At 40.2% G+C, this 25,302-nt stretch carries 23 protein-coding genes; 11 read left to right on the plus strand and 12 right to left on the minus strand.

Annotated elements, in window-relative coordinates; all coding sequences use genetic code 11:
• Positions 1 to 6: 6 nt before the first annotated feature.
• From FTV04_RS11650 to FTV04_RS11660, 3 genes are all read right to left on the minus strand, one after another.
• A complete protein-coding gene (locus FTV04_RS11650) occupies positions 7 to 2,187 on the minus strand; it encodes a SulP family inorganic anion transporter (RefSeq protein WP_180089648.1) in 2,181 nt (726 codons plus the stop codon).
• A 232-nt stretch (positions 2,188 to 2,419) separates the two neighbouring features.
• Positions 2,420 to 4,387, minus strand: a complete 1,968-nt coding sequence (locus tag FTV04_RS11655) for a DUF2075 domain-containing protein (protein ID WP_180007251.1) — start codon at positions 4,385 to 4,387, stop codon at positions 2,420 to 2,422.
• 89 nt (positions 4,388 to 4,476) lie between these two features.
• Entirely contained in the window at positions 4,477 to 6,837 is a 2,361-nt protein-coding gene (locus FTV04_RS11660) for a Tex family protein (protein ID WP_180089629.1), read from the minus strand.
• Positions 6,838 to 7,172: 335 nt separating this feature from the next.
• Between FTV04_RS11660 and ompR the strand changes: the two genes are divergently transcribed.
• The 5 genes from ompR to FTV04_RS11685 all read left to right on the plus strand — a co-directional run bounded on the left by ompR (position 7,173) and on the right by FTV04_RS11685 (position 12,791).
• Positions 7,173 to 7,937, plus strand: coding sequence for a two-component system response regulator OmpR (gene ompR / locus FTV04_RS11665; protein ID WP_078189809.1), 765 nt, complete (start codon positions 7,173 to 7,175; stop codon positions 7,935 to 7,937).
• 285 nt (positions 7,938 to 8,222) lie between these two features.
• The gene (locus FTV04_RS11670) at positions 8,223 to 9,683 is read left to right on the plus strand and encodes an ATP-binding protein (RefSeq protein ID WP_111885830.1); all 1,461 of its coding nucleotides are present in this window, start codon (positions 8,223 to 8,225) and stop codon (positions 9,681 to 9,683) included.
• Positions 9,684 to 9,889: 206 nt separating this feature from the next.
• On the plus strand, positions 9,890 to 11,407 hold the full coding sequence (locus tag FTV04_RS11675) for an acetyl-CoA hydrolase/transferase family protein (protein WP_180007250.1): 1,518 nt from the start codon (positions 9,890 to 9,892) through the stop codon (positions 11,405 to 11,407).
• A gap of 129 nt (positions 11,408 to 11,536) precedes the next feature.
• The gene (locus tag FTV04_RS11680) at positions 11,537 to 11,956 is read left to right on the plus strand and encodes a GNAT family acetyltransferase (protein WP_180007058.1); all 420 of its coding nucleotides are present in this window, start codon (positions 11,537 to 11,539) and stop codon (positions 11,954 to 11,956) included.
• A 148-nt stretch (positions 11,957 to 12,104) separates the two neighbouring features.
• Positions 12,105 to 12,791, plus strand: a complete 687-nt coding sequence (locus tag FTV04_RS11685) for a DsbA family protein (protein WP_111885832.1) — start codon at positions 12,105 to 12,107, stop codon at positions 12,789 to 12,791.
• A gap of 76 nt (positions 12,792 to 12,867) precedes the next feature.
• Here FTV04_RS11685 and FTV04_RS11690 read toward each other — a convergent pair whose 3' ends face one another.
• Positions 12,868 to 13,068: a dodecin family protein gene (locus FTV04_RS11690; RefSeq protein WP_067761311.1), complete on the minus strand. Its 201-nt coding sequence runs from the start codon at positions 13,066 to 13,068 to the stop codon at positions 12,868 to 12,870.
• A gap of 237 nt (positions 13,069 to 13,305) precedes the next feature.
• On the opposite strand from FTV04_RS11690, the gene FTV04_RS11695 reads away from it, so the two are divergent.
• The 5 genes from FTV04_RS11695 (at position 13,306) to FTV04_RS11715 (ending at position 17,236) form a co-directional block, all read left to right on the plus strand.
• Positions 13,306 to 13,554 carry a glycine zipper domain-containing protein gene (locus FTV04_RS11695; protein ID WP_218946142.1) on the plus strand — a complete coding sequence of 83 codons (249 nt, stop codon included), beginning with the start codon at positions 13,306 to 13,308 and terminating at the stop codon, positions 13,552 to 13,554.
• Positions 13,555 to 13,788: 234 nt separating this feature from the next.
• Complete coding sequence (locus FTV04_RS11700; RefSeq protein WP_180089631.1) at positions 13,789 to 13,986, plus strand: hypothetical protein; 198 nt, start codon at positions 13,789 to 13,791, stop codon at positions 13,984 to 13,986.
• Positions 13,987 to 14,337: 351 nt separating this feature from the next.
• Positions 14,338 to 14,517, plus strand: coding sequence for a hypothetical protein (locus tag FTV04_RS11705; RefSeq protein WP_078189814.1), 180 nt, complete (start codon positions 14,338 to 14,340; stop codon positions 14,515 to 14,517).
• Positions 14,518 to 14,528: 11 nt separating this feature from the next.
• Positions 14,529 to 15,977 (plus strand): hypothetical protein, encoded by a 1,449-nt coding sequence (locus tag FTV04_RS11710; protein WP_180089633.1) that lies wholly within the window; start codon positions 14,529 to 14,531, stop codon positions 15,975 to 15,977.
• A 98-nt stretch (positions 15,978 to 16,075) separates the two neighbouring features.
• The gene (locus tag FTV04_RS11715) at positions 16,076 to 17,236 is read left to right on the plus strand and encodes a hypothetical protein (protein ID WP_180089635.1); all 1,161 of its coding nucleotides are present in this window, start codon (positions 16,076 to 16,078) and stop codon (positions 17,234 to 17,236) included.
• Positions 17,237 to 17,304: 68 nt separating this feature from the next.
• Here FTV04_RS11715 and FTV04_RS11720 read toward each other — a convergent pair whose 3' ends face one another.
• From FTV04_RS11720 to FTV04_RS11745, 6 genes are all read right to left on the minus strand, one after another.
• Positions 17,305 to 17,580 (minus strand): hypothetical protein, encoded by a 276-nt coding sequence (locus FTV04_RS11720; protein ID WP_180089637.1) that lies wholly within the window; start codon positions 17,578 to 17,580, stop codon positions 17,305 to 17,307.
• 153 nt (positions 17,581 to 17,733) lie between these two features.
• Positions 17,734 to 19,653, minus strand: coding sequence for a molecular chaperone HtpG (gene htpG / locus FTV04_RS11725; protein ID WP_180089639.1), 1,920 nt, complete (start codon positions 19,651 to 19,653; stop codon positions 17,734 to 17,736).
• A 117-nt stretch (positions 19,654 to 19,770) separates the two neighbouring features.
• Entirely contained in the window at positions 19,771 to 20,118 is a 348-nt protein-coding gene (locus FTV04_RS11730) for a lysozyme inhibitor LprI family protein (RefSeq protein ID WP_078189819.1), read from the minus strand.
• 156 nt (positions 20,119 to 20,274) lie between these two features.
• Complete coding sequence (locus tag FTV04_RS11735) at positions 20,275 to 20,886, minus strand: OmpW family protein (protein ID WP_111885838.1); 612 nt, start codon at positions 20,884 to 20,886, stop codon at positions 20,275 to 20,277.
• Between the two features lie 307 nt (positions 20,887 to 21,193).
• The gene (locus FTV04_RS11740; protein WP_180007047.1) at positions 21,194 to 22,561 is read right to left on the minus strand and encodes a Na+/H+ antiporter family protein; all 1,368 of its coding nucleotides are present in this window, start codon (positions 22,559 to 22,561) and stop codon (positions 21,194 to 21,196) included.
• 96 nt (positions 22,562 to 22,657) lie between these two features.
• Entirely contained in the window at positions 22,658 to 23,533 is an 876-nt protein-coding gene (locus FTV04_RS11745) for an alpha/beta fold hydrolase (protein WP_180007045.1), read from the minus strand.
• Positions 23,534 to 23,661: 128 nt separating this feature from the next.
• On the opposite strand from FTV04_RS11745, the gene FTV04_RS11750 reads away from it, so the two are divergent.
• Complete coding sequence (locus FTV04_RS11750) at positions 23,662 to 24,144, plus strand: DUF4442 domain-containing protein (protein WP_180007043.1); 483 nt, start codon at positions 23,662 to 23,664, stop codon at positions 24,142 to 24,144.
• A 50-nt stretch (positions 24,145 to 24,194) separates the two neighbouring features.
• Here FTV04_RS11750 and FTV04_RS11755 read toward each other — a convergent pair whose 3' ends face one another.
• Both FTV04_RS11755 and FTV04_RS11760 read right to left on the minus strand, forming a co-directional pair.
• Positions 24,195 to 24,551: a DNA transfer protein p32 gene (locus FTV04_RS11755; protein WP_180007041.1), complete on the minus strand. Its 357-nt coding sequence runs from the start codon at positions 24,549 to 24,551 to the stop codon at positions 24,195 to 24,197.
• Positions 24,552 to 24,681: 130 nt separating this feature from the next.
• Entirely contained in the window at positions 24,682 to 25,224 is a 543-nt protein-coding gene (locus FTV04_RS11760; protein ID WP_180007039.1) for a hypothetical protein, read from the minus strand.
• Positions 25,225 to 25,302: the final 78 nt, after the last annotated feature.

Genomic DNA, 25,302 nt, shown 5'->3' on the forward strand with positions numbered 1-25,302 from the left:
TTTTATTTATCCGAAGAAATTAACCCGTCCAGTTTTTACATCATACACTGCACCAACAATCGCCACTTTACCTTCTTGCACCAACTGCTGTAGCACTTCACTATTTTGCAAAATATAGCGGATGTTGTAATGCACATTCATTTGCGTCACTTGCTCTAAAAATGCCGGACTCAGCGTTTGTGGTTGCATCAATTCGGCAACACGCGATACAGACTCATTGAGTGGCCCCAGCACATATTGAATATGTGGCATACGCGTCAGGCTCTGAATCGATTGACCAGCTAAATGCAACTGACAAGCACTGCTAACCGCACCACAGTCCGTATGACCAAGCACCACGATCACTTTGGCACCTTTGGCTTCGCAGGCAAATTCCAATGATCCCAAAACTTTTTGTCCCGCGACATTCCCCGCAATGCGTAAACTAAATAAATCGCCAATTCCAACATCAAAGATCATTTCAGTCGGCGCACGAGAATCCATACAACCTAACACTGCCGCAATCGGATGCTGCCCTTCTTCAGCGGTCACCCGCAGTTGCCGATAGATATCTCGTTGCAAACGCTCATTTTGTACAAAACGTTTATTGCCTGCTTTAAGCAAAGCGAGCACGTCCTCTGGGTTCAAACGTTGCTGTAAAGCTGCGGTACTAATATCTATATCTAATGCCGCCTCCTGCGCATCGGCATAGTGTGTCTTGAAACCAATCAACTGCACTTGCACTTTACGCTGTGCTGCCTTTTCCTGCTGGTACTCTTGAATAAGCTGGAAAATATCAGCATCCATATCACTCACATGTGTAGCATCAATCACCACTTGTTCGCCGCGATGGATATGTTCCAATGCAGATATTAATGCCGAACGGTTGAGAAAACTAACTTGTGAAGGCAATTCAATCCGTGTAATCACCCCATGTAGATGATGCTCCTTATACACCTTCAGCCCTTTATTAAAATTGGCGTATAAAATAAAGGCCGCACTACTGGCTAAACCAATCAAGATTCCGAGCAATAAGTCTGTGAATAAAATCGCCAATAAGGTAATGATAAAAGGAATAAATTGTTTCCACCCTTTTAAATACAGCTGTTTAAACAATTTGGGATGTGTCAGTTTAAAACCTGTCAGGATTAAAATTGCAGCTAATGCTGAAAGCGGAATTATGTTCATCAAAGGCACTAAACACAGCACAGCAAACAAGAGCAACACGCCATGAAAGATTGCAGAACATTTACTTTTAGCTCCAGCACTGGCATTGACCGAACTACGAACAATTACTGACGTCAGCGGCATTCCGCCTATAGCACCCGAAACGACATTGCCGATGCCTTGCGCCCATAACTCTCGGTTAGGTGGTGAAGAGCGTTTATGCGGATCTAATTTATCTGCTGCTTCTAAATTTAATAAGGTTTCTAATGACGCCACAACCGCCAAAGTAATAGCACCCGTGTAAATCAGTGGATTATTTAAAGCGGTCCAATCTGGAAAGATCATCACATTTTGTGGCTGATCCCAAAGATTTGGAAGTTGGATGAGGTTCGATGAATGAACTGCCAAAGGCGAACCACTAAGCACCAACACGGCATTGCACAGTGCAGCAAGAACGACAGCAACCAAGGCTGAAGGCAGAACCCACTTTTTGCATGGGCTCTGCTCCCAAAGCAACATCAGCACAAGGCTACCGATACCGATCAAAACAGCACCGATATCCCATTGCAATTCGAGCGGCTGTGACTGCCACAGCACAGACCATGAAAATTGGTTCAAGCCAAATAGATAAGGTATTTGACTCCCAATCAAGATCAGTCCGATGGCTGCTAATAAACCTAATATGACATTGTTTGGAATAAAGTTGGCAAAGAAACCGAGCCGAAATATGCCAAATCCAATCTGTAAGATACCGGCAAAAACAATACACAATAAAAAGGCGGCATAGTTGCCGCCGAGTAGTTCAAGCTGTACCAAAATGACTGCTGTTAAACCTGCTGCTGGCCCTGCAACACTGATATGTGAGCCACTCAATGCTCCGACTAAAATACCACCGACAATGCCGGCAATAATGCCAGAGAGAATCGGTGCGCCAGAAGCCAATGCAATGCCTAGGCATAGCGGTAAAGCCACGAGAAATACCACTGTTCCAGATAAAAAGTCGTGAATATGAAATCGATGTCGTTCAATTTTAGATGTCATCATTTTACCGTTTATAATAAATATCAAATAATTAGATGTAAGTATGTAAAACCTAAAGTTTGTGACCACTTTATGGCGTGACTTATATTGTCTGACAATCGAACGATTCTATAGTGTGTTTTGATACGTGATTTGTGTGATTTTTACACTTTATTGCGAAGTTTAAGATTCAGCTCATTTATCTTTGATAGGCCTTAAAAGAAATAAAAAAACCTCCCAAATGGGAGGTTTTTTATAGCGTATTGAAACCACATTGCTTCAAAAAATTATACGTCGAATCATAATATTTCTTGGGACGAGTCCAGTCACTGTCATCTACAGATGGTATATACAACACCATACCTTGTCGCGCCCGAGTCAGTAGCACTCGATATGCATTTAACAGGTATTTCTGCTTTTCAGTTTGCCTTATATTTTGCCATCGACTACCTTTAAAGGCTTGAAATTGCCAATCTTGATCAAAATAAAAATTAATATCCCATGCCACGCAACTGTAATCTATTTCCAAGCCTTGCACATCAAACTCAGTTGCAATATCTTCCAAATAATACGCAGAACGTACATCTGTATTTGAATTCAAAAACCAATCTGCAGGTGTTATTTTATTCTTTACATCAATACCTTCGGCTTTTAAACGTCTGGCACCCGAACTAGCAATAACCCCAAAGCGCTCTGAACCCTTAGCCTTTCTTTTTAACCACTGTTTAGCAACATTAAAATCACGACAAAGCAGAATAGGATAATCTTGGGACATCATATGGTAAGTTTCTTTCGCGGACTTTGCATCACCATCTAATACATGTTGAATCAAATGTGAAACTTGTTCGCTGCGAAATGACCGGACAGAAACAGCAAGATGTAAATCTTCCTCATTTTTTCCATTTTTTTGAACCCAGAATTGTTGTTTAGGATCAGTTAAATAGACTTTATCCTGCAAAATTTTGTTAGAAAAGTAGATCTTCCATTTCGGGTATTTATGTTCTAATGCTGATAGCCATTCAGAAACACCTGCTTCTCCAGTGTTAATCTCCTGCCCACCACCAATCAGGCAAACAACGACACACCAATCAGCGTGGCGATCCATAACACTAATGAGAAACTCTGGTTCAGACATCGAAAAATTATCAATACCTTTTTTCTGTTTCATAAAGTTTGAAACCTGATCCTTTTGCCAGGCCCTTTGAGCTTCATCAAAAATAACGACTTTTTCGATTGGCACCTCATTTGACTTCAAATAATGATCTCTAAAATGATGAATATTTTGTATAAAGGCTTTGGCTTCACGTTCTGCCTCAGATCGCGTCTTTTTTTCTGTTTGTTGCTTAGCAAGTTCCACGGTATTTCGAACCAATGCTTCACGTAAAACATCAACTAAAGGACCATTCCCAGATAAAAATACAGAATGTTCTTGTTCATTTGTTTTTAAACGCTGGTTCGCAATATTAAGACCGGCCAATGTCTTTCCTGCACCAGGTACACCCGTTAAAAAACAAATCGTTTTTTTATTTGTTAATTTTGCATCTTCAATAATTTGTTCGATTTTTTTCGAAGTGATCGCTAAATTTTTTGCACCGGCATCACTTCTAGAAATTTCATCCACTGTATGACCTTGATATAACGCCTGAGCTGCTTCAATAATTGTGGGTGTTGGTTTATATCGAGACTCAACCCACTGTTTGATATTAAGTTGCGTAAGACCTGCAAATTGATAAAGCGCTTGTTCGATTACAATCCGTAAATTATGGGTGTTACAGCATAAAGTATCTTGATAAGTGGATACCGCTGACCATGACTGTTCACAACTTTGAGCTTGGGTTGAAATTAAAAGTGGTATGACCTTTTGCTGATGACTACCTTCATGAAAATTCAACAAATCCAAACAATAATCTATGACCTGAGTCTTAGCATATTGTGGGTAACTCTTTTCACCTACTTTAAATTCAATAACAAAAATTAAATTACGTATCAAAAGAATGTTATCTACGCGCTTACCCATCCGTGGAATAGAGAATTCAAAAAAGATTTCTCCCTCATCTAAAAAATCCAACTGTTGTTTTAAAATCTCAATTTGTTTTAACCAAGCGTTCTTTTGTAAATCTTCCAATGCAAATTCATGCTGTAGTGCCAAAGCCCCCATAATTTCTTGTTCATTTGTATGTATGAATTGTTGCACTGAACCCTGATAATAACTACGTAACATTATGGTCTTCTAAGTTTATTTAAGCTTTGATTGTTTTAATCTTATATAAAAAAACCTCCCAAATGGGAGGTTTTTTTAACAGTTAAAGATTACTTCGAACCTTTAATCCCTGCTTGTAATAACAACGCACCTAAACCACCAATTTTATTTTCTTGTGGTTTCGCTGCTTGAGGTTTTTTATGACCTTGTGGGCGGTCACCTTGCGGACGAGCATGCTGTGGACGTTTCGCATGTGGCTTACGCTCACCTCGTTGTTCTTGCTGTACATTGTCACGACGTGGTTGACGTTGTGATTTCGCTGCAGCAGCACCTTCTGCACGCATAGACAAGTTAACACGGTTACGCTCAACATCGACATTCAAGACACGAACTTGAACAATTTGACCTGGTTTCACGACTTTGTGCGGATCTGCAACAAATTCATTTGCAAGTTCAGAAATATGCACTAAACCGTCTTGGTGTACACCCACATCCACGAATGCACCGAAGTTCGTCACATTTGTAACCACACCTTCAAGCTGTAAACCTTCAGTCAACTGAGCCACTTCAGTGATGTCTTCACGGAATTTTGCCGTACGGAACTCTGGACGCGGGTCACGACCTGGTTTTTCAAGTTCAGATAAAACGTCCTGAATCGTTGGCAAACCAAATTGGTCATTTACAAATGCTGCTGCATCGACCTGACGGATAATTTCAGTATTACCAATAATATCTTTTACAGTCGTCGCTTTAGCTTCCACAATTTTTGCCACCAAGTCATATGACTCTGGGTGAACTGCAGATGCATCCAATGGTTCAGAACCATCTTGAATACGTAAGAAACCTGCTGCTTGTTCAAAGGTACGTTCGCCTAAACGAGGTACTTTCTTCAAACTTTGACGGTTATCAAAACGACCATTTTCTTTGCGGAATTCAACGATTTGCTGTGCAATCGATTTATTTAGACCCGCGATATAACCCAAAATAGCAGATGATGCTGTGTTGACATCAACACCTACTGAGTTCACACAGTCTTCCACAACCGCTTCTAGCGTTTTTGCCAAACCGGTTTGGTTCACATCATGTTGGTATTGACCCACACCAATCGATTTAGGATCAATCTTCACAAGTTCAGCCAATGGATCTTGTAAACGACGTGCAATCGATACAGCACCGCGGATCGATACATCTAAATCTGGCAATTCATTTGACGCCAATTCAGATGCTGAGTAAACCGACGCGCCTGCCTCAGATACTGACACACGAATCAAGTTCAAGTCTGTATTTGCTGCCATCATTTCAGCCACAACAGCTTCAGTTTCACGGCTTGCAGTACCGTTACCAATGGCAATCAGTTCAACATTAAACTCACGGCATAGACGGGCAAGTTCAGCCACTGAACCAGCTTTGTCTTCTTTCGGAGCAAATGGGTAAATCGTGCTATGTGCAAGAACATCACCTGATGCATTCACAACAGCCAATTTCACACCCGTACGGATGCCAGGGTCTACACCCAATGTGCAACGTGCGCCTGCAGGAGCAGAAAGTAATAAATGACGTAGGTTTTCAGCAAAGACATCCATCGCTTCAGCTTCAGCAGCCAAACGTTTTTCAGTCAATAATGAATGTTCAATCGCAGGACGAACTTTACCGAGCCAGAATAATTTTGCAGTTTGTTTTAAGAAATCTGCACGTGCTTGTGGTTGTGCTGTTTCTAAATTGTATTCAGTATCAATACGAGCCAATGGTGCATCATCTTCACCATCGACTTTTAAGCCCAAGACATTTTCTTGACGGCCACGGAGCATCGCCAATAAACGGTGTGAAGGGACTTTATTTAAGCTTTCAGAGAAATCAAAGTAATCACGGAATTTTTTACCGACTTCTTTTTTCTCATCGCTTGCAACTAAACTTTTCAACACTGCAGTTTTCGCAAATGTCGCTTTTAGCTCAGTAGTTAATGCAATATTTTGTGCCCAGTCATCAATTAAAATGTGTTGAATCGCATCTAATTGGCTTTCAACATCAGCATAATCTTCATGACTAAAACCAACTAAAGCTTCGGTTGGGTCTACCGCTTCATTAAAGATTTTTTCAGCGATTGGGCCTAAACCCGCTTCTTTTGCTTTAAATGATTTACTGGTACGTTTTGGACGATACGGCGCGTAAATCTCTTCTAAAGCATTTTTAGTTTCTGCTGCATTCACGCGAGCAAGTAAGTCATCAGATAACTTGTTTTGTTCTTTTAGAGATTCGATTACCTTTTCACGGCGCTCAAATAAATCACGCAGGTAAGTCAGACGTGTATCGAGCTGACGTAATTGAGTATCGTCCAGACCTTGCGTCACTTCTTTACGGTAACGTGCGATAAATGGAACACTGGCACCTTCATCAATGAGCTTGATGGCAGCTTCAATTTGATTTGGACGTACGGCAATTTCTTTTGCCAACTGCTGAACTAAGTCAGTCATCGTATTAGATCCCTGCAAGGATAAGTTCTAAAAGCCATGATTATAAAGACCAAGACCATAAAATCCACAATTGTTTTTATAAATTTATTCGTGGTTTTTAATGCCAATTCATCTCAAATACACATTTTTTTACGAAACTGACTATGAAACAGCAAATTAGCGAGACTTAGACAAGCAAACTGATTCGAACAACATGTATACATTTGGTATCTATGTCTTGATTTTAACTGCAATATTTGTTGCTTTAGAGCATAGTAAATTTATATAAATGAATCGTATACTCAAGTGAAATCGACTTTTTGTTTACGATGACAATAAAGAATAAGGAGCACGTCATGAGTTTAGTTGTACCTGCTGAAAAAACAGATGCCGTACAAGCCGAAACCGACCGAGTCGAACGCATTCTGGTTGTCGATGATGATGTGCGTCTACGCACCCTCTTACAACGCTTCCTAGAAGATAAAGGTTTTGTGGTCAAAACCGCACATGATGCGACTCAGATGGATCGTCTGTTGCAGCGGGAACTCTTTTCCCTGATTGTGCTCGACTTTATGTTACCTGTTGAAGATGGCTTGAGTATTTGTCGCCGTCTGCGCCAATCTAGCATCGATACCCCAATCATTATGCTGACCGCTCGTGGTAGTGATTCAGACCGTATTGCTGGACTTGAAGCCGGTGCAGATGACTATTTACCAAAACCATTCAACCCGAATGAGCTTTTGGCACGTATTCGTGCCGTATTACGTCGTCAAGTGCGTGAAGTTCCGGGCGCACCAAGCCAACAAATGGAAGTGGTGTCTTTTGGTCCGTGGTCACTCGACCTGTCTACTCGTACATTAACCCGTGAAGGTCAAGTCGTCACATTAACAACGGGTGAATTTGCCGTACTTAAAGCATTAGTTCAACATCCTCGTGAACCACTGACACGCGACAAGTTAATGAATCTTGCTCGTGGTCGTGAATGGGGTGCTATGGAGCGTTCAATTGACGTTCAGGTTTCTCGCCTGCGTCGTTTGGTTGAAGAAAACCCAGCACGTGCACGCTATATCCAAACCGTTTGGGGCGTGGGTTATGTCTTTGTTCCAGATGGTGCTGAATAATCCAAATAAATAGTAATAAAAAATTCCGCCGTTCATTAGGCGGAGTCTTTTCATTGAACATTAAATTTATCCAATAACCTGCGGTTCGCCTTACTTTTGTTTCGGCAAAAGTAAGCAAAACCATTGTCATACGCAAAACTCGTCTCATTTCTGCTTCATATCAGAATCATCGCAGAAACATAATCTATTCCATGCTTCCTGCCTCGAACAGTTGCGTATGACCTGAACGCGTATCCAACAGGGTTAATTGATCTCACACTCTAAAATTTACTCTAGGGATATAGCGTGAAACTCGAACCCATCGACCCACAGGAATTTACCGACTACGTTACCTACTCCGAAAAAAAACGGACACCTTGGGAACGCTTCCTCGATAAAATCAAACCCCGCTCTGCAGCCATGCGGACCACCGTATTGGTCTTATTTGTGGTGTTTTTTAGCCTGTTTATGTCCTTATGGTTCTTTTGGCGCACACTCTATTTACCCGAAATTCAACAACATGCTCGTTACCTCGCGGTCGAGCTTGAAATCATTAACAATCCTGATTTACGGATTTTTCATAACAATGCCGAAGTGGATGTCGACGACTGGATGCGCAACCGTGTCGGGATCGAATATGTGACCGATCCGAAAGAATTCCCCAATGTCAAAGACAAAGTCATTGCAGAGTTCTTTACCAATCAAATTGAAAAGAAACTGGCCAAAGAAATGCGCATTGATAATGCGACCGTGTATTTCCAATTTAAACCTGACCCACGCATCTGGATTCAAACTCCAGAAATGAATGGCAACTGGGTTCGCGAGCCTTTAAAAACCTATGCCAACTATAGCGCAGAGCTGATTTTAGGCTGGTTATTGGGTATTCCGCTGATTGCTGGCATCATTATCTTAACCTTGGTTCGTCAGCTCAACCGTCCACTAAAACGTTTACAAGATGCGGCAAACAACTATAGTAAACACGGCACTGCACCTTATTTAGAAACCAACCATGGGCCACAAGAAATCCGTGAAGTAAACCAAGCCTTTAACCACATGGTCTACACGCTGGAACAAACTGAACGTGATCGCCGCATCATGTTGGCCGGTATTTCCCACGATTTGCGTACTCCGCTGACCCGTATTCGACTCAGCGCAGAAATGATGCCTGATGATGACTTCCTAAAAGAAGGTCTGATTTACGATGTTGAAGATATGGATGCAATTCTGAATCAGTTCATTTCGTATATGCGAGATGGCTCTGATGAGGTTCCGCAAGATACTGATTTAAATGCGCTATTGCAGGAATTAGTGATTCAATTTAAACCTTTAGATATTCGCTTTGAACCTCAAGACTTACCGATTATTCAAGCACGTAGCCTGTCCTTAAAACGATTAATAGGGAACTTAATCAATAACTCAAAACGCTATGGTGCCGAGCCGATTGAACTGTCTACCGAATATGAAGGTGACCATATTCAAATTCGCGTTGCCGATAATGGCGAAGGGATTCCTGAAGACCAAATTGAAGACCTGATGCAACCTTTTGTACGTGGTAATGATGCACGTACCATTCAAGGCAGTGGACTCGGTTTAGCCATTGTAAAACGTATTGTGGATATTCACGAAGGTCAACTTTCAATTCACAATCGAGCAGAAGGTGGACTCGAAGCGATCATTTCTTTACCACTGCAAAAACTCGAAAATGATGAAATATTAAACAACAGCCCATTGGAAAAAATTAAGCAAAGTTTAACTGAACGCTTTTAACAAGCGTTCAAAAAAGCAACGAACAGTTTTGTTTAAGCTTTAACCATTGATATTTTTAACTTTATTATTCAGTAGTTTAAAAAACATAATAAAATCTTATACCCACATTTTTTCAAAAAATTAGACCTTAGCCTAACAGGTATGCAAAATGGCTTTTTTGATCGGTACAATCCGTATCAGTTTTGAGAATTTCACGAGAGTATATGATGTCTTTAGATCGCATCCGTTTAGCTGCCCTTCACGACAAAGTTATCAGCGCAGAAAAAGCTGCTGAATTCATTCAGGATGGTATGACGGTAGGTATGAGTGGTTTCACACGCGCAGGTGAAGCGAAAGCTGTACCTTTAGCGTTGGTTCAACAGGCTCATGCTAATCCTCTTAAAATTACCCTAATTACTGGCGCGAGCTTGGGTAACGATTTGGACAAAAAATTGACTGAAGCAGGTGTTCTTGCTCGTCGTTTACCGTTCCAAGTAGACAATACATTACGTAAAGCCATCAACAAAGGCGAAGTGATGTTCATCGATCAGCATTTGTCTGAAACAGTTGAACAAATGCGTAACCTTCAGCTTAAAAAGCCTGATGTGGCAATTATTGAAGCTGTTGCGATCACTGAAGATGGTGGCATCATCCCTACAACTTCTGTAGGTAACTCTGCAAGCTTCGCAATTTTTGCTGAAAAAGTGATTGTTGAAATCAACACCAACTTAAGCCCAGCATTCGAAGGCTTACACGATATTTATATCCCAACGTATCGTCCAACACGTCAAGCGATTCCATTGACTCAAGTTGACGAACGTATTGGTACACATGCAATCAACATCGATCCTTCAAAAATCGTAGGTATCGTATTTAACAACGAATTGCATGACTCTCCATCTACAGTGACTGCACCTGATGATGAAACTCAAGGTATTGCAAACCACCTGATCGCTTTCTTTGAAAAAGAAGTAGAAGAAGGTCGTTTACCGAAAAACCTTGGTCCATTACAAGCAGGTATCGGTTCAATTGCAAACGCAGTATTGACTGGTCTTAAAGATTCAAACTTTGAAGACTTGATCATGTACTCTGAAGTACTTCAAGACTGTACATTTGAATTGATCGACGCAGGCAAAATGAAATTTGCTTCAGGTTCTTCTATTACGCTTTCTGCTAAATATGGCGAAAAAGTATTTAATAACCTTGAACAATACAAAGACAAACTTGTATTACGTCCACAAGAAATTTCGAACCATCCAGAACTTGTACGTCGTTTAGGTATCATCGGTATCAACACTGCGCTTGAGTTTGATATCTACGGTAACGTGAACTCAACTCACGTTTGCGGTACAAAAATGATGAACGGTATCGGTGGTTCAGGTGACTTCGCACGTAATGCACACTTGGCGATCTTCGTGACTAAATCAATTGCAAAAGGCGGCGACATTTCTTCTGTTGTTCCATTTGCTTCTCACATTGACCATGCTGAACACGACGTTGACATCTTAGTTACTGAACAAGGTCTTGCTGACTTACGTGGTCTTGCTCCACGTGAACGTGCTCGTGCAGTAATCGACAACTGTGCTCACCCTATGTACCGTGATGCGCTAAATGATTACTTCGACCGTGCATGTGCGAAAGGTGGTCAAACACCTCACCTTCTACGTGAAGCATTGTCTTGGCACATCAACTTCGAAGAGAACGGCCACATGTTAGCTGCTCAACCAGAAGTTAAAACTGCTTAATTGACAGTGAAATAAGAAAACGCTCTTCGGAGCGTTTTTTTTTATGGCTTTTATTTTTCAATATGACTTATCAAGTCTGCAAAACTCGACTAATCTAAATTGGTCAAAATACATGCTAAAACAAAAATTATGTTTATTATCCGCCCCTATCTCGAATCTGATTTAGATGATGTAATTGCACTTTGGGAACTGTGTGATCTGACCCGTCCATGGAATAACCCTGAAATTGATATTTTTCGAAAACTAGCGCAACGTGATCAATTATTTTTATTGGCTATCAAAGATGATCAATTGATCGCAACTGTGATGGGGGGCTATGATGGACATCGAGGCTGGGTCAATTATCTTGCTGTACATCCACATTTTCAGCGTAATGGCGTTGCCACCGCCCTCATTCAACAATTAGAAAAACGCTTAATTGCTTTAGGTTGCCCAAAACTTCAATTACTGATTCGCCAAGACAACATTGACGTACAAAATTTTTATGAACAATTGGGCTATGAAGAGGTTGAAGTGATTTGTTTGGGTAAACGTTTAATCACGGATTAATAGTCCGACAAATCTTCGGTCAATCCTTGAAGCAACATAAAAAAAATTCGACATTGCACCATCGAAACAAAAATGGATTGCATTGCTTGGCTTTAAATTTTAGGATTTGCCCCCATCATTTTCCCAGAACATAGAAAAGAGATTTCCCATGCGTGTAGATATCTGGTCAGACGTGGTTTGCCCATTTTGTTATATTGCGAAAAAACGCCTTGAAGCTGCTGCCGAAGAATCGGGTGTAGAACTTGAAGTGTTTTGGCATAGCTATCAACTTGATGCAGATGCGCCCGCTCGCCTAGAAATTTCTAATACTGAACGTCTAGCTCAAAAATATGGCCGCAGTATTGAAGAAGTAGAGGAAATGCAGCGCAATATTGCCGAAATGGCAAAAGCTGAAGGTATTGAATTTAACTGGCAAAAAGCCAATTCAGGCAATACTTTCAACGCGCACCGCTTGATTCATCTTGCACAAAGCAAAGGTCTCGGCAGTGAAGCCAAAGAAGCTTTCTTCTATAGCTATATGACGCAAGGCTTGGCCATTGGTGAACGTGAAACCTTAGAAGATGTTGCATCTCGTATTGGTCTAAACCCTGTTGAAGTCGATGACTTATTAGACTCAGATGAATTTGCTGATTTCGTCAAATACGACGAAGAAGTAGCACGCGATCAACTTAAAGTTACGGGTGTACCGTTCTTTGTATTTGAGCAACGCATTGCTTTAGCAGGCGCTCAACCGAAAGATGTATTTAAAAAAGTGATGGACAAAGCTGCGGAACTCCCTGAGCTTGCTCCTACACCTGTCTGTAATGATGAAAGCTGTGAAACACCTGAAAAATAATTCAGCGCGTTCAATCAAAAATCCCCGAACTTCGGGGATTTTTTATGATCAGTTTTTAACATCAATAAAATGAAACTTATTCCACCAAGAAGCTGATTTTTAAGTTCACTCGATATTCCGCAATTTTATTGTCTTTCACCACAACTTTTTGTTCATTAATCCATGCACCCTGAACGTTCTTTACGGTTTCAGTGACTTTATTAATTCCCGTTTGGATGGCATCTTCAAAACTTTTTGTGCTACTTGCATTTACTTCAACGACTTTAGCAACAGACATTGTATTTATCCTCATTGTTATGATTTTGAATCTTCATCATATGATTAAGTCACTTATTTTGGTTATTTTTTAAACATCAAAACAGCAAAATATTACATGTCTTACACAGGAGTGAATTCCACTTCGAGGGATTACAAACTGACCATCATTTATTACATGCTTTCTGTTTAAGCCAAGGCCACTACCGATTAGGCTAAAAGCTTCATTCTTCAAACGATCATGCTCGGGAGTAATGTCATGACTATTGAACCTCAAGCAACTTCTGCTGAAACCGAACTATCTACCAATACAACCCCTCAAACAACCACCAACGAGTCCCAAACAGGGAAGAATAGCTTTCTCTCACGTTTTTCTCCGACCGTCAAAGGTGCTGCGATCGGAGCTGTTGCAGGCAGTATATTACCTGTTTTTGGTACGATTAGTGGTGCCATTATTGGTGGTATCGCAGGCAAAGTCTATGAAAAGAAATGTGCCAAACATTCATAGATTTTTCATCTATATCTGAGTGATACGCCGCTGTCACTCAGCCACTAAAAACTCTAGAGCAATAACTCTAATAGACTGTTTTATATGAATATTAAATCCTACCATTTATCTTGTGTTGCCGAATCGATCATTTTTAATTGATTATTTTTTGATATTATTTTCACATAAATTCAAGTGATTAATTTTCTCCCTGACTCAATTTTTGAGTTACTAATGATTGATAGGAATACACAAATGAACGCAATCAAATATGCTATGGCTGTTGCTGTGATGGCGCTTTCTGCAACTGTTTCTGCACAAATCGTTTACGTACCAGATTTTCCAGTAAAAAAAGCTGTAACTGCTGAAACTGCTGAAACTGCCAATGCAGAGAGCCAAGCTCCAGCTGCTGATACAACTGAAGTTATCACAAACACAGAAAAAAAAGCTTAATTTTTAGCTGATTTTTCCATAAAAAAACCGATGGCTCCCACCATCGGTTTTTTATTTTATGTGCCTTTACTTTGGGCTTTATTCTTTACTTAACATTAAAAATGAACATCTAAAAGCGCTCAATCGCTGATGATGACTTCAAAAAAATTGATCCAACTATGCCGCGATAAAATTTGCAAAGCGTATCTTTAAGCTGATGATTTGGTATTATTTTTAAACAAAATGCGCATTAATTGTCATATTCAACACTTAATTTGTAGAAGCTGACATTTATTTCCATGTTTTTTTTAATGAAATCTCTATAATCAAATGAACTAATCGACTTCTTTATTTTTAAATTTACATTGTCCTATGCAAGAACTTCAGGCACTGATACAAGGAAAAATTTCACCGCAGGTCATCGATATTGAACGCCTGATTGAATTGGCCAATACATATCGAAACCCGAATTCGGCTGAATATAAATTAGTAGAACTTGCAACCAATATTGTATTGGCTAAATATTTAGAAAAAGCACAAAAAGTCCTTTAGGAAGCGGACAAATGAATTTACAAGAGAAAGTACAATTAATAAAAGAAATCCATGTACTGACCCATCAACTTGAACATCGTGCTTTAAGTTTTTATGAAACGGCGCTTTCTAAACGTCGGATTCATGAAATTTTTGCCTTATGCGATGAACCAATTTTTCAAAAGCAAATATTAAGTTATCGCGCATTAACTAAGCCACAAATGGCTGCAACTGAATTTTCCAAACAAACGCCATATTCATGGTTATTTCGTGGCTATTTTAACCATGATGCTGCACTTGAAAATGCTTTATATCAATATCCAGAGATGGGTTGGGCCTTGCTGCATGACCATGAATTAGGTTGGCAAGTGTGGATGATTCCAGCCAAACAGCGCACGGCTTTACTCAGTGAATGGGGCAATTTTAGCGAATGCTATGATTGGTTAATTGAACAACAACAGCTATATAAATGTTTAATCAGTGATACCGATCTACGTCTACATGCCTTACGCCTAAAGGATGAAATCATCTCAGCGCCAAGCTGTGTTGCAGCAAGTGTGGACAACCTACTGCCAATTGAAGCGATAAATAAAGACGGATCTGTTGATCTAGATCATTGCGATAAGCAAATCAATAAAGCGGATACGTTGCTTGATAACTCAAATACAAATAAACCGGAGCTTTCTGCACCTGATACCGTTCCTCTTGTTCTAATTGAGCAGCCAACACATGCGCCATCGGAGGAACATCTCAACTCGACAATGGCAGGCGTTGAATTTCCTGAACAGGTTCAAATCGCTCAATATACCGCTCGCGTTCAAACGCTGCAAAACATCGATGCGCAATTGGCCTTGTATGAATTGCAGTTTATAGATCAGCCTGAACTCACAACGCAACTTGATGTTCTATTACATACAACAGATGGTACAGATTGGAAAAACCAGCCACTGTATTTAGCAGAGCAAATCAATACCGAAGGTCGCTTCATCAAATATCTCTTGTTGTTTGGTGCGCAAACGCAGATGGAAGCCATTCGACTCTCTCAGCTGTTTTGCCAACAACATCAACATGAACTTGCCGCGATTAAAGTCATATCATGGGACAGTCTAGAGCAACTCTGTGCTGCACCTGATCAGCTCTATCAACAGTCTCAGCATGCTGAAATGATTTGGTCGCAAAACGACTATTATCCATTTATCCCGGTACAGTTAGTTCATACGCAAAAATTCATTCATTTTGATGAACCTGAACCGACGCTACATACCCCGCTGTTATTATTACAAGAACGTCAAAAAATACGTTTAATCCACGGTCAAAAACGCATGGCACTCTTGCGTACTGAACAAGCCCTTCCCTATTTGATCCTCCATCGACAGCAAGGTTTAAATTGGCAAAGCATCCAAAATGTGATCCAACAATTGGCTCAACCCATTGATGTGATTTCGCTTTATCAAGCACTTAAGCAAATGACCGAAGATTAATTGCATTTATTTTGTAGTTTGGCTTGCATTTATCCGACAAAAATAACAAAACTACAGATGCAGGATACTCAGATGATAATTAAATAGAGCCAAAACATATGCATAAAAAACAACAGTACTTTATTCGGACTTTGCTTTTTTCCGCATCAATGAGCTTGATGTATCAAGTTGCTTGGGCCAATGAAACTGATGCTGTCGTCAATGAAACTGAGGGTGAACATTCGCAGGATGTGCCTGAAACTGACCAAAATTCATCGTATATCACGCCAAAGACCTATGATTTTTTAGATCAAATTCCACGTTGGATTGATGCAACACCGACCTTCTTACCTGAACAATCAGATCACCCCATTGTTCCGACAACAGAACAAACGGAAAATAATAGCTGGACCGATCGACAACAGAAGAAAGTCCGAAATTGGGCAGATCGAACGGCCGTTCGCATGGATAATTGGTTTGGGCAAAGTGAGCCTGATAAACCAGCCAATGCTACCCTTAGGGTGATTTTAGACAACAGTTGGAATAAGCACGATGAATACGAAATTAAGCCACGTATTCGCGGTAAAATTAAGCTTCCCACTTTAGAAAAAAAATTGAGTGTGGTCTTTGGTGATGACTCACTTGATAATGAATTAGAAAATAATGCTGCAATTACCAATGAAAACCCTGCGGGGCGTAGTGATAAAAATTATGACAATAAGCAAACCCGTGAAGATAACAGTTCACTGGCTTTACGTTGGTCAGAAATTTCAGATCGACTGCCCTTCGAAACTGACGTTGATCTCGGTTTACGTTCTGGTGATGACCTATATGTCCGCTTAAAAGCAGCTAAAAAATGGCAACTCGACAATGACTTTCGTTTTTTAGCAGAACAGATTTATCGCTATGGCATCGACAGTGAAAATTATCTAAGAACCAATTTAGAATTAACCCATGCCCGCCCAGGCCAATCCTTTATCTCGAACCAATTCAACCTGACCTATGCCGATACGCAGGATGATGATTTGAAATGGGATAACTTCAGTTTTCGCCAACACCAATTTTTTAAAGGCAACCGCTTCAGCTATGGCCTATATACAGGTGGTTTTTACAATAACGATCAACTGCGTTTAAACAGTTGGGGGCCATCTGTGTCATGGCGCCAACCCTTCCTGCGCGAATGGTTTTATATCCAAGGCGATCTCAATTACCACAATAACCATCGTGATGATAAAAGCCACTTTTTGGGCGCTTTAGTGCGTCTTGAAGCCCTGTTTTAAAACCTCTTTAAACACAGCATATAAAAAAGCCCATCTCAACAGGATGGGCTTTTTTAAATAACTCAGGTTCAGTTTTTCTTAATCACACTCACACGATCATTACGTGCAATACGCGACTGCTTTTCAGCGACTTTTTTCACTTTAGGAAAGCTGTACTGAGCACGATCATTTCGTATCACACGGCGGCTATCGACAAAAGGGTTGATATCGTATTGTGCGATCTGCTTTGAAACCTGCACTCGGTCATTACGCACCATTTTTTGCGTAGCGCTATCTGCCTGAGCAGATTGCATGAGGCCCATAGAGAGCAGCGAACCCATTACAGCGATCACTAAAGTTTTCATCTTACAATTCCCATTATTCAATGATCGCTATTATAGATTAATTATTTATTTTTAATTTATTTTAAAGATTAAAACATGGACGTTTTTATTTATGCCCTCTATCGAAAAACCAAATAAAAAAACCTCCCGAAGGAGGTTCATTTCATATCACGGTTACTTCAGCAATAAGCTGTTAATCCGTTTGATATATTGGGCTGGATCTTCGGGTAAACCACCTTCAGCAATCAACGCCTGATCAAAAATAACATTCGCCAAATCATCAAACTGCGCCGAGCTTTCTAATTTTTGCACCAAAGGATGGGATGGATTGATTTCCAAGACTGGTTTTGACTCTGGAACCGCTTGTCCTGCTTGTTTTAGCATGCGAACCAACTGAGGTGATAACTCACCTTCAGCCACCACCAAACATGCAGGAGAATCAACTAAGCGTGTGGTTACGCGAACCTCTGAAGTTTTATCTTTGAGCGATGCTGACAATTTTTCAACCACCGGTTTAAATTGTTCCGCTGCGGCTTCAAGTGCTTTTTTCTCTTCAGCATCTTGCAAGTCACCTAAATCAACCGCACCTTTAGCGACGTTTTGCAATGGTGTGCCATCAAATTCAAATACAAATTCCATCGCCCACTCATCTACACGTTCAGTCATGAGCAACACATCGATGCCTTTTTTCTTGAACAATTCAAGTTGCGGAGAGTTTTTCGCTGCATTCAAACTATCAGCCGTAACATAATAAATGGCTTTTTGGCCTTCTTTCATATTGGCTTTATAGTCCGCCAATGACGTCACGACGTCATCGTTGCTGGCAGTAGCAAAACGTAATAATTTTAAAATACGCTCTCGGTTTGCCATATCTTCGCCCAGTCCTTCTTTCAAGACTGAACCAAATTCTGCATAGAAGGTTTTAAATTTTTCTTGATCTGCAGCATCTTCAGATTTTGCCAAAGCATCAAGTACGGTCAAAATACGACGGGCGTTACCTTCGCGAATCGTTTTCACGTCGCGGCTTTCTTGCAATAATTCACGGCTCACATTCAGCGGCAAGTCTGCGCTATCCACCACACCTTGAACAAAACGTAAATAATTTGGAATCAAATTATCCGCATCATCCATGATAAATACACGTTTCACATAGAGCTTAATTCCTGCTTTAGCTTCACGTGTGAAAATATTGCTTGGTGCGCGAGATGGAATATAAAGTAACTGTGTATATTCAGTACTTCCCTCTACACGGTTGTGTGTCCACGCAAGCGGGGCTTCAAAATCATGGCTCAGGTTTTTATAAAACTCAGTATATTGTTCTTCACTGATCTCATTTTTATTACGCGTCCATAATGCACTTGCTGAGTTAATCGCTTCCCATTCATCCGTCAGTACATATTGACCAGGTTTTGCTTCTTCGCCTTCGGCAGCTTCCTCTTGTTGCCAAACTTCTTTCTGCATCTCAATTGGCAAACTAATATGATCAGAGTATTTATTAATAATCTGCTTAACTTTGTAACGATCTAAATAATCTAAAGCATCCTCGCGTAAATGCAAAATGATGTCGGTTCCACGTGAAGCCTTATCAATTGGCTCTACATCAAACTCACCTGTACCATTACTAACCCAACGTACCCCTTCAGCGGCATTTACCCCAGCACGACGTGATTCCACTGTAATTTTTTCAGCAACAATAAAACCTGAATAGAAGCCCACACCAAATTGACCAATCAATTGTGCATCTGACTTTTGATCACCCGTAAGCTTCGACATAAAATCTTTAGTGCCAGACTTAGCAATCGTACCCAAATGATCAATCGCTTCTTGTTGTGTCATACCAATACCATTATCCGAAATGGTAATTGTCTTCTGCTCTTTATTTAAATGAATACGCACATGTAAATCTGGATCATTTTCATAATATTCAGGATGATTAATCCCTTCAAAACGGAGTTTGTCACATGCATCCGAAGCATTGGACACTAACTCACGTAAGAAAATTTCTGGATTGGAATATAAAGAATGCGTTACCAAATGTAGTAACTGAGCTACTTCTGCTTGGAAGCTATGTTTTTGAGAATTTTGTTCGCTCATCCGTCTCTCCGTTCATATTATGTATTACGATTGAATGCTATATGAATGGAGGGACTTCACTATTTTTCAATAGGCTGAGTGGAAAAATTTTCACAGCATCGCACTCATTTTTAATGTTTAAAATGGCCCCTGCTTATACACACGGTCCATGTAAAGATCTAGTTTTTGCTGTCGCATTTTATATACATCGCTTAAACAACTGACATTGTCACGGCACTGATCGCGTAGTTGTAACCATTTTATTTGTTGATCTTGAATTGCACCACGTGTCCCCATGGGAACCAAATGACGAATAATCGTATAGGTCGTGGCCATTTTGACATCAGCATCATTAATACTACGGTTATCACAAACCGCATGTTCGGTAATGGTTTTCGCCTTTTTACAATCAAAACTTGCGGCATAACTTGTCGAAATAAAATAAGCACTGCCCAAGACCAGCATTCCCTGAATAATTTTTTTCATCGTCTTTTCTCTTCATCCAACTTGCTGATTTATTTCGACTCTAACAGTTCCACCTAAATTTTCTATTGCCTATTTGTTCAATTCGATCAACTGATGAATGGAGTATGCTGCATAAAAAACCCTGCCATTAGGCAGGGTTTTAAGATCAGCTACAGCTTAGAATTTGTAGCTATAACCAATTGTATACACCATAGGATCGATATCTAAATCAAAAGTTTCGACAACTGTTTGAACTTCAGGCTGGATTTGAGCATAACGTGCATCAAAGAATACGCCCCAGTTTTTAGCATCAGCTGGTTGGTAGTTAAAACCAACTTGGCCAGCAAAACCATAAGACTCTTTCACTTTAACCTTTGTGCCTTCTAGCACACCTGAACCATCTTCATCCCAAGCAACAAATGCTGTACCACCCACACCAATGTAAGGTGTAAAGCCAGTTGAATTTTTAAAGTTATATTTCGCAGTAATTGTTGGTGGAAGATGTTTCAATTTAACACCAGCAACTTTTGAACCCGCAGCTGTTACATCCACATCATGACTAATTGGTGTAGCTAATAGTAATTCAGCTGAAATGTTGTCATTAAAGAAATATTCTACAGACGGTGTAAATGCAAACTCATGATCTGCTTTTACATTTAAAGCACCATTAGCAATATCAGTATCTGCAGTTGGAGCAATTACAGAAGCACCAACTTTAACCTGCCATTGACCAGCCATCGCTGAAGCAGACATACCCAATAATGCAATAAGAGCAGCTTGTTTTAACATTTTAAAGCAACCTTCTAGAATGAATAATTAATATTAAACATTAGTATTAAAATTATGCAACATTATTATTTTATAAATTTTTACATTATTATATAAGTCATTATTAATTATATATATTTATTTTAATCATAGTGCAATGCTTGGTTTTATATTTTCACCGTTATAATTAATTTATTATTCATAATATACCAACCTTTTTAATCAGAATTAATAAAATGAATTATTTTAATCCAACCAAAATCCTCAGGATTAAATAACAAAAAAGGCGATTATATAATCGCCTTTTTTATTTATCTTTGAAAATTTTTTAGAGTACCATTGCGGCAATCCAACCAAAGATCATTAATGGAATATTGTAGTGAATGAAGGTCGGGACCACACTGTCTTTCATGTGGTCATGCTGACCATCCATATTAAGGCCTGATGTTGGGCCTAAAGTTGAGTCTGATGCCGGAGAACCTGCATCTCCTAAAGCTGCTGCTGTACCAATAATGGCAATCGTTGCCGCTGGGCTAAAACCAAATTGAATACAAAGTGGTACATAAATAATGGCCAAAATTGGGATTGTTGAGAATGAAGAACCAATACCTAAGGTAATTAATAGCCCTATCAATAGCATCCAAAATGCAGCTAAACCTCGGCTGTTTCCAATCCATTCAACCGAAGCTTGTACCAGTATTGGTACTTGATTCGTAGCCTCAATCACAGATGCAAAGCCCTGCGCAGAAATCATAATGAAACCAACCAGTGCCATCATGCGCATACCACTGATAATGACATCATCGGCTTCTTTCCACTTAAAAATACCTGCACAGCTTAAGATCGCAACACCAACCAGACCCGCCAAAATCATCGACTCAGATATGACTTGAACAGAAAGCGTAGCAACCACTGCAACCGCAGCCATAATCAAAGTAAATTTAGCGACTTGTGGTTTACCATTTTCATCTGCTTTTACATCAGATGAGATGGTGTGCTGTGATTCCTTAACCTGAACGTCAGCATACTCTCGTGGTTTACGGTAGCTATAAAAAACAGCAATTAATAAGCCAACAAACATCCCAAATACTGGAATTGCCATAGCAGTTGGAATTTGATCATAGCTGATGTTGAAACCGTATGGCTTACCAAAGGTATTGATGTTTTGACCTAAAATATCATTAAGGAAAATAGCACCAAAACCAAAAGGTACCAGCATATAAGTCGCCACAAGACCAAAAGTCAGAACACAAGCAATCAAACGACGGTCAAGTTTTAAATGATTAAATACGCTGAGTAATGGTGGAATTAATACTGGAATAAACGCAATGTGCACTGGAATCACGTTTTGTGAACATACGGCGGCTAAAGCGATAGTAGCGAAAATTACGTATTTCACGCGATTCTGGGCTTTCACATTACTGTTACCTTTGAGTTTAGTAATGAGTTGATAAGCCAGTAAATCTGGCAAACCTGAACGCGCAAGTGCCAAAGCAAATGCCCCCAACACGCCATAAGCAAGTGCGATTTGAGCACCGTTGCCTAAGCCACTATTAAACGCTTCGATGGTGCCATGAATACCAAGACCAGCTAACAAGCCACCTGTTACTGCACCAATGATCAGCGCAAATACAACAGGCACGCGTGCCAGCGACAGTCCAAACATGACTGTAATTGCGGCAAGAATAGCAAACATAAGAAAAAAGGGAGTCTGACAAAAAACCGTATTTTATCAGAATTTGCTCGCTATTTAGCCCCCTATCGATGAAACTGCCACTGTTGAACGATTTACTTAAAGCTGCTGTGATTGCGCAAATTGAGCGATGTAACTTGCAATTTTTTCGGGTTGGCTCAGCACGGCCCAATGATTTGCATTGACTTCAACCACGGATAAATTTTCCACCCATTTTGGCAATTCTTTAATATATTCTGGACTGACAAAAGTATCATATTTTAATACGATGGCTTGCACAGGACATATAGCATGACGTTGTCTTGGCTGCGTTAAACGAGGAGTAAAATTAGCACGGTAAAGCGCGATACCATATTTACCGTCATGTTGAATATTATGATTTAACGGCAATTGTTGAGTTCGTTCTAAATCATTAACAATTTTCCCCCATCGCTCTGCATTCAAAAAATGCCAAGCGGCAGGTGCAAGAAATGGTAATTGGAATACTCCGATATACCATGACTTGCTCAACAATTTGAGTAATTTTTTTTGCTGATGTTTAAAGTTATCTCTTAATAAAAATGCAGCATGGTCTAAGCATGGCCCAGATATGGTTGAATAAGACAAAATTCGCGATCTAAACTTTGCTTCTGTGACCGACTCCCAAGATTGAATTGAACCCCAGTCATGCGCAGCTAAGTGAAAACTACGCTCGCCTAATACCGCTTGCGTCACACTATCCAAATCAAGTGAAAGTTGTTCTAAACGGTAATCTCGTACTTTACGGGGCACAGAGGACTGCCCTGCACCTCGCACGTCATAGGTCACAATATAAAATTCAGAACCAAGATGCTCAATAACCGGTTCCCATACTTCCTGATTATCAGGATAACCATGAACCAAAACCAATGCCGGCTTAGTTTCATCACCCCATGTCTTCACATAAAGCCGTTGTTGATCTGTGGTATTCACCCATTGCGTATTTAGTGGTTGCATTCTTCTTGTCCTTTTATCGATTCCATCGAATTGACGTTTTATTTGTGAACATGGGCAATGTGATCAATGCCACAGTTTTGAAACTCATTTAGTATGCAAAGTTCAGCATAAAAAAAAATTGACCCAGTATGAGCTTAATCCAGAAAATAATGACAATGCCTATTGTCTCTAAATTCTTACTCAATCATTATGCCCCTTATAAAGGTGCTGGCATTTCGATTGATAAAATTGATCTCGCCAATTATCACATTCGCGTCAAAATGCCATTAACTCGTAAAAATCAAAATATCGTCGGTGTACATTTTGGCGGGAGTCTTTATTCAATGGTTGACCCATTTTATATGTTGATTTTGATGCATCACCTGGGCTCACGTTATATCGTGTGGGACAAAGCCGCAAATATCCAATTTTTATCCCCCGGACGTGGAACGGTATACGCTGACATCCAGCTCGACCCAAATGAAATCAACCATATTAAAAACTTAGCAGATAACCACGCGCCTGTTCTACGGAACTATAGCTTAAATATTTTTGATGAAGCAGGCTTACGTATCGCTGAAGTTCAAAAAACTCTATACATTCGTCGCAAGCAACCCCGTCCACGCAAATAAAAAAGGCGCTTATCTTTAAGCGCCTTTTCATTCAAATTTATCGGATTAGATTAGCGATTTTGCTCAATTGCAGCACCTGCACCACCACCGATTGCACCGCCAATAGCAGCACCGGTGTTACCACCAAAGATACTTTTACCGACTGCAGAACCAATCGCACCACCTACACCACTATATGTGGCATTTCGGTTTGAACCGTTTTGAGTTTTACTGCCGACAGCTGCACCAGCACCCCCACCAACGGCTGCACCTACACCACCACCAACGTTGTTACCCACACCACCACCAATGGCACCACCTAAAGCTGCGGCACCAATACGTTGTTCATTTGGCGACATGCTTTCACAACCAGCAAGCATTAGGGTCGAAATCATCGCGACTGCGCATACGCTCATTACTTTTTTCATTGTGATGTTCCTTGTCTTCTTCAATACCTATGATTCTAAAACCATTGTATGAAACAATTAAATATAGCTTGTTACGGCTTGGAGCATAAATGCTGCATTTTGTAAAAAACGACGCCTAATCGCTCACAAATCACTCAGGATTTTCATCCAAAATCATCAAATCTTTTGTGGTTTCACCATTTTCAGTCAGCACAGCATGAGAGAGTTTGGCTTTGCTTTCTGGATCTGTTGCCTGATCTAGTTTTAGCGTGCGTTTAATCGGGTCTTGCCCTTTCTTAAACTCTACACCTTCTGCATCAATATTGGTGTTTTGACGAATAATCTGACCGTCCTGCTTCACCGTAGTCTTGGTTTCAATTTTAGAGGTCGGGACGATGACACCACCACGCTGTAGTACAGGAATCGATAATTTCTTTTCAGAAAAATCACCTTGGTGATCAGAAAGTTCAATTTCACGTGCCACGATATCCTGACCTTTATTGGTCATTTCTAACACTGTTGCAGTCACTTGGCGTACAGGTTCTTGACCTGCAACACGGCGAATCACTTCTGTTTTTAGTACTGGAACTACAGCTTTATCTTCTACCACAATCGAATTGGGCATAGGTGCAGCAATCGCTGTCAATGAGCTGAATAATGCAGAAACTGCGAATAATTGCTGTGCGAATTTCATCAAAAGACCCCGTTATGTTTAAGTTTAAAAATCAAGAGATTTGTTATGTTCTATTTTTACTATAGGAAATAAATCAAC

It is taken from the genome of Acinetobacter sp. YH12219 (assembly GCF_013417875.1).
In the GTDB taxonomy this organism is placed as follows: Bacteria; Pseudomonadota; Gammaproteobacteria; order Pseudomonadales; family Moraxellaceae; genus Acinetobacter; species Acinetobacter amyesii.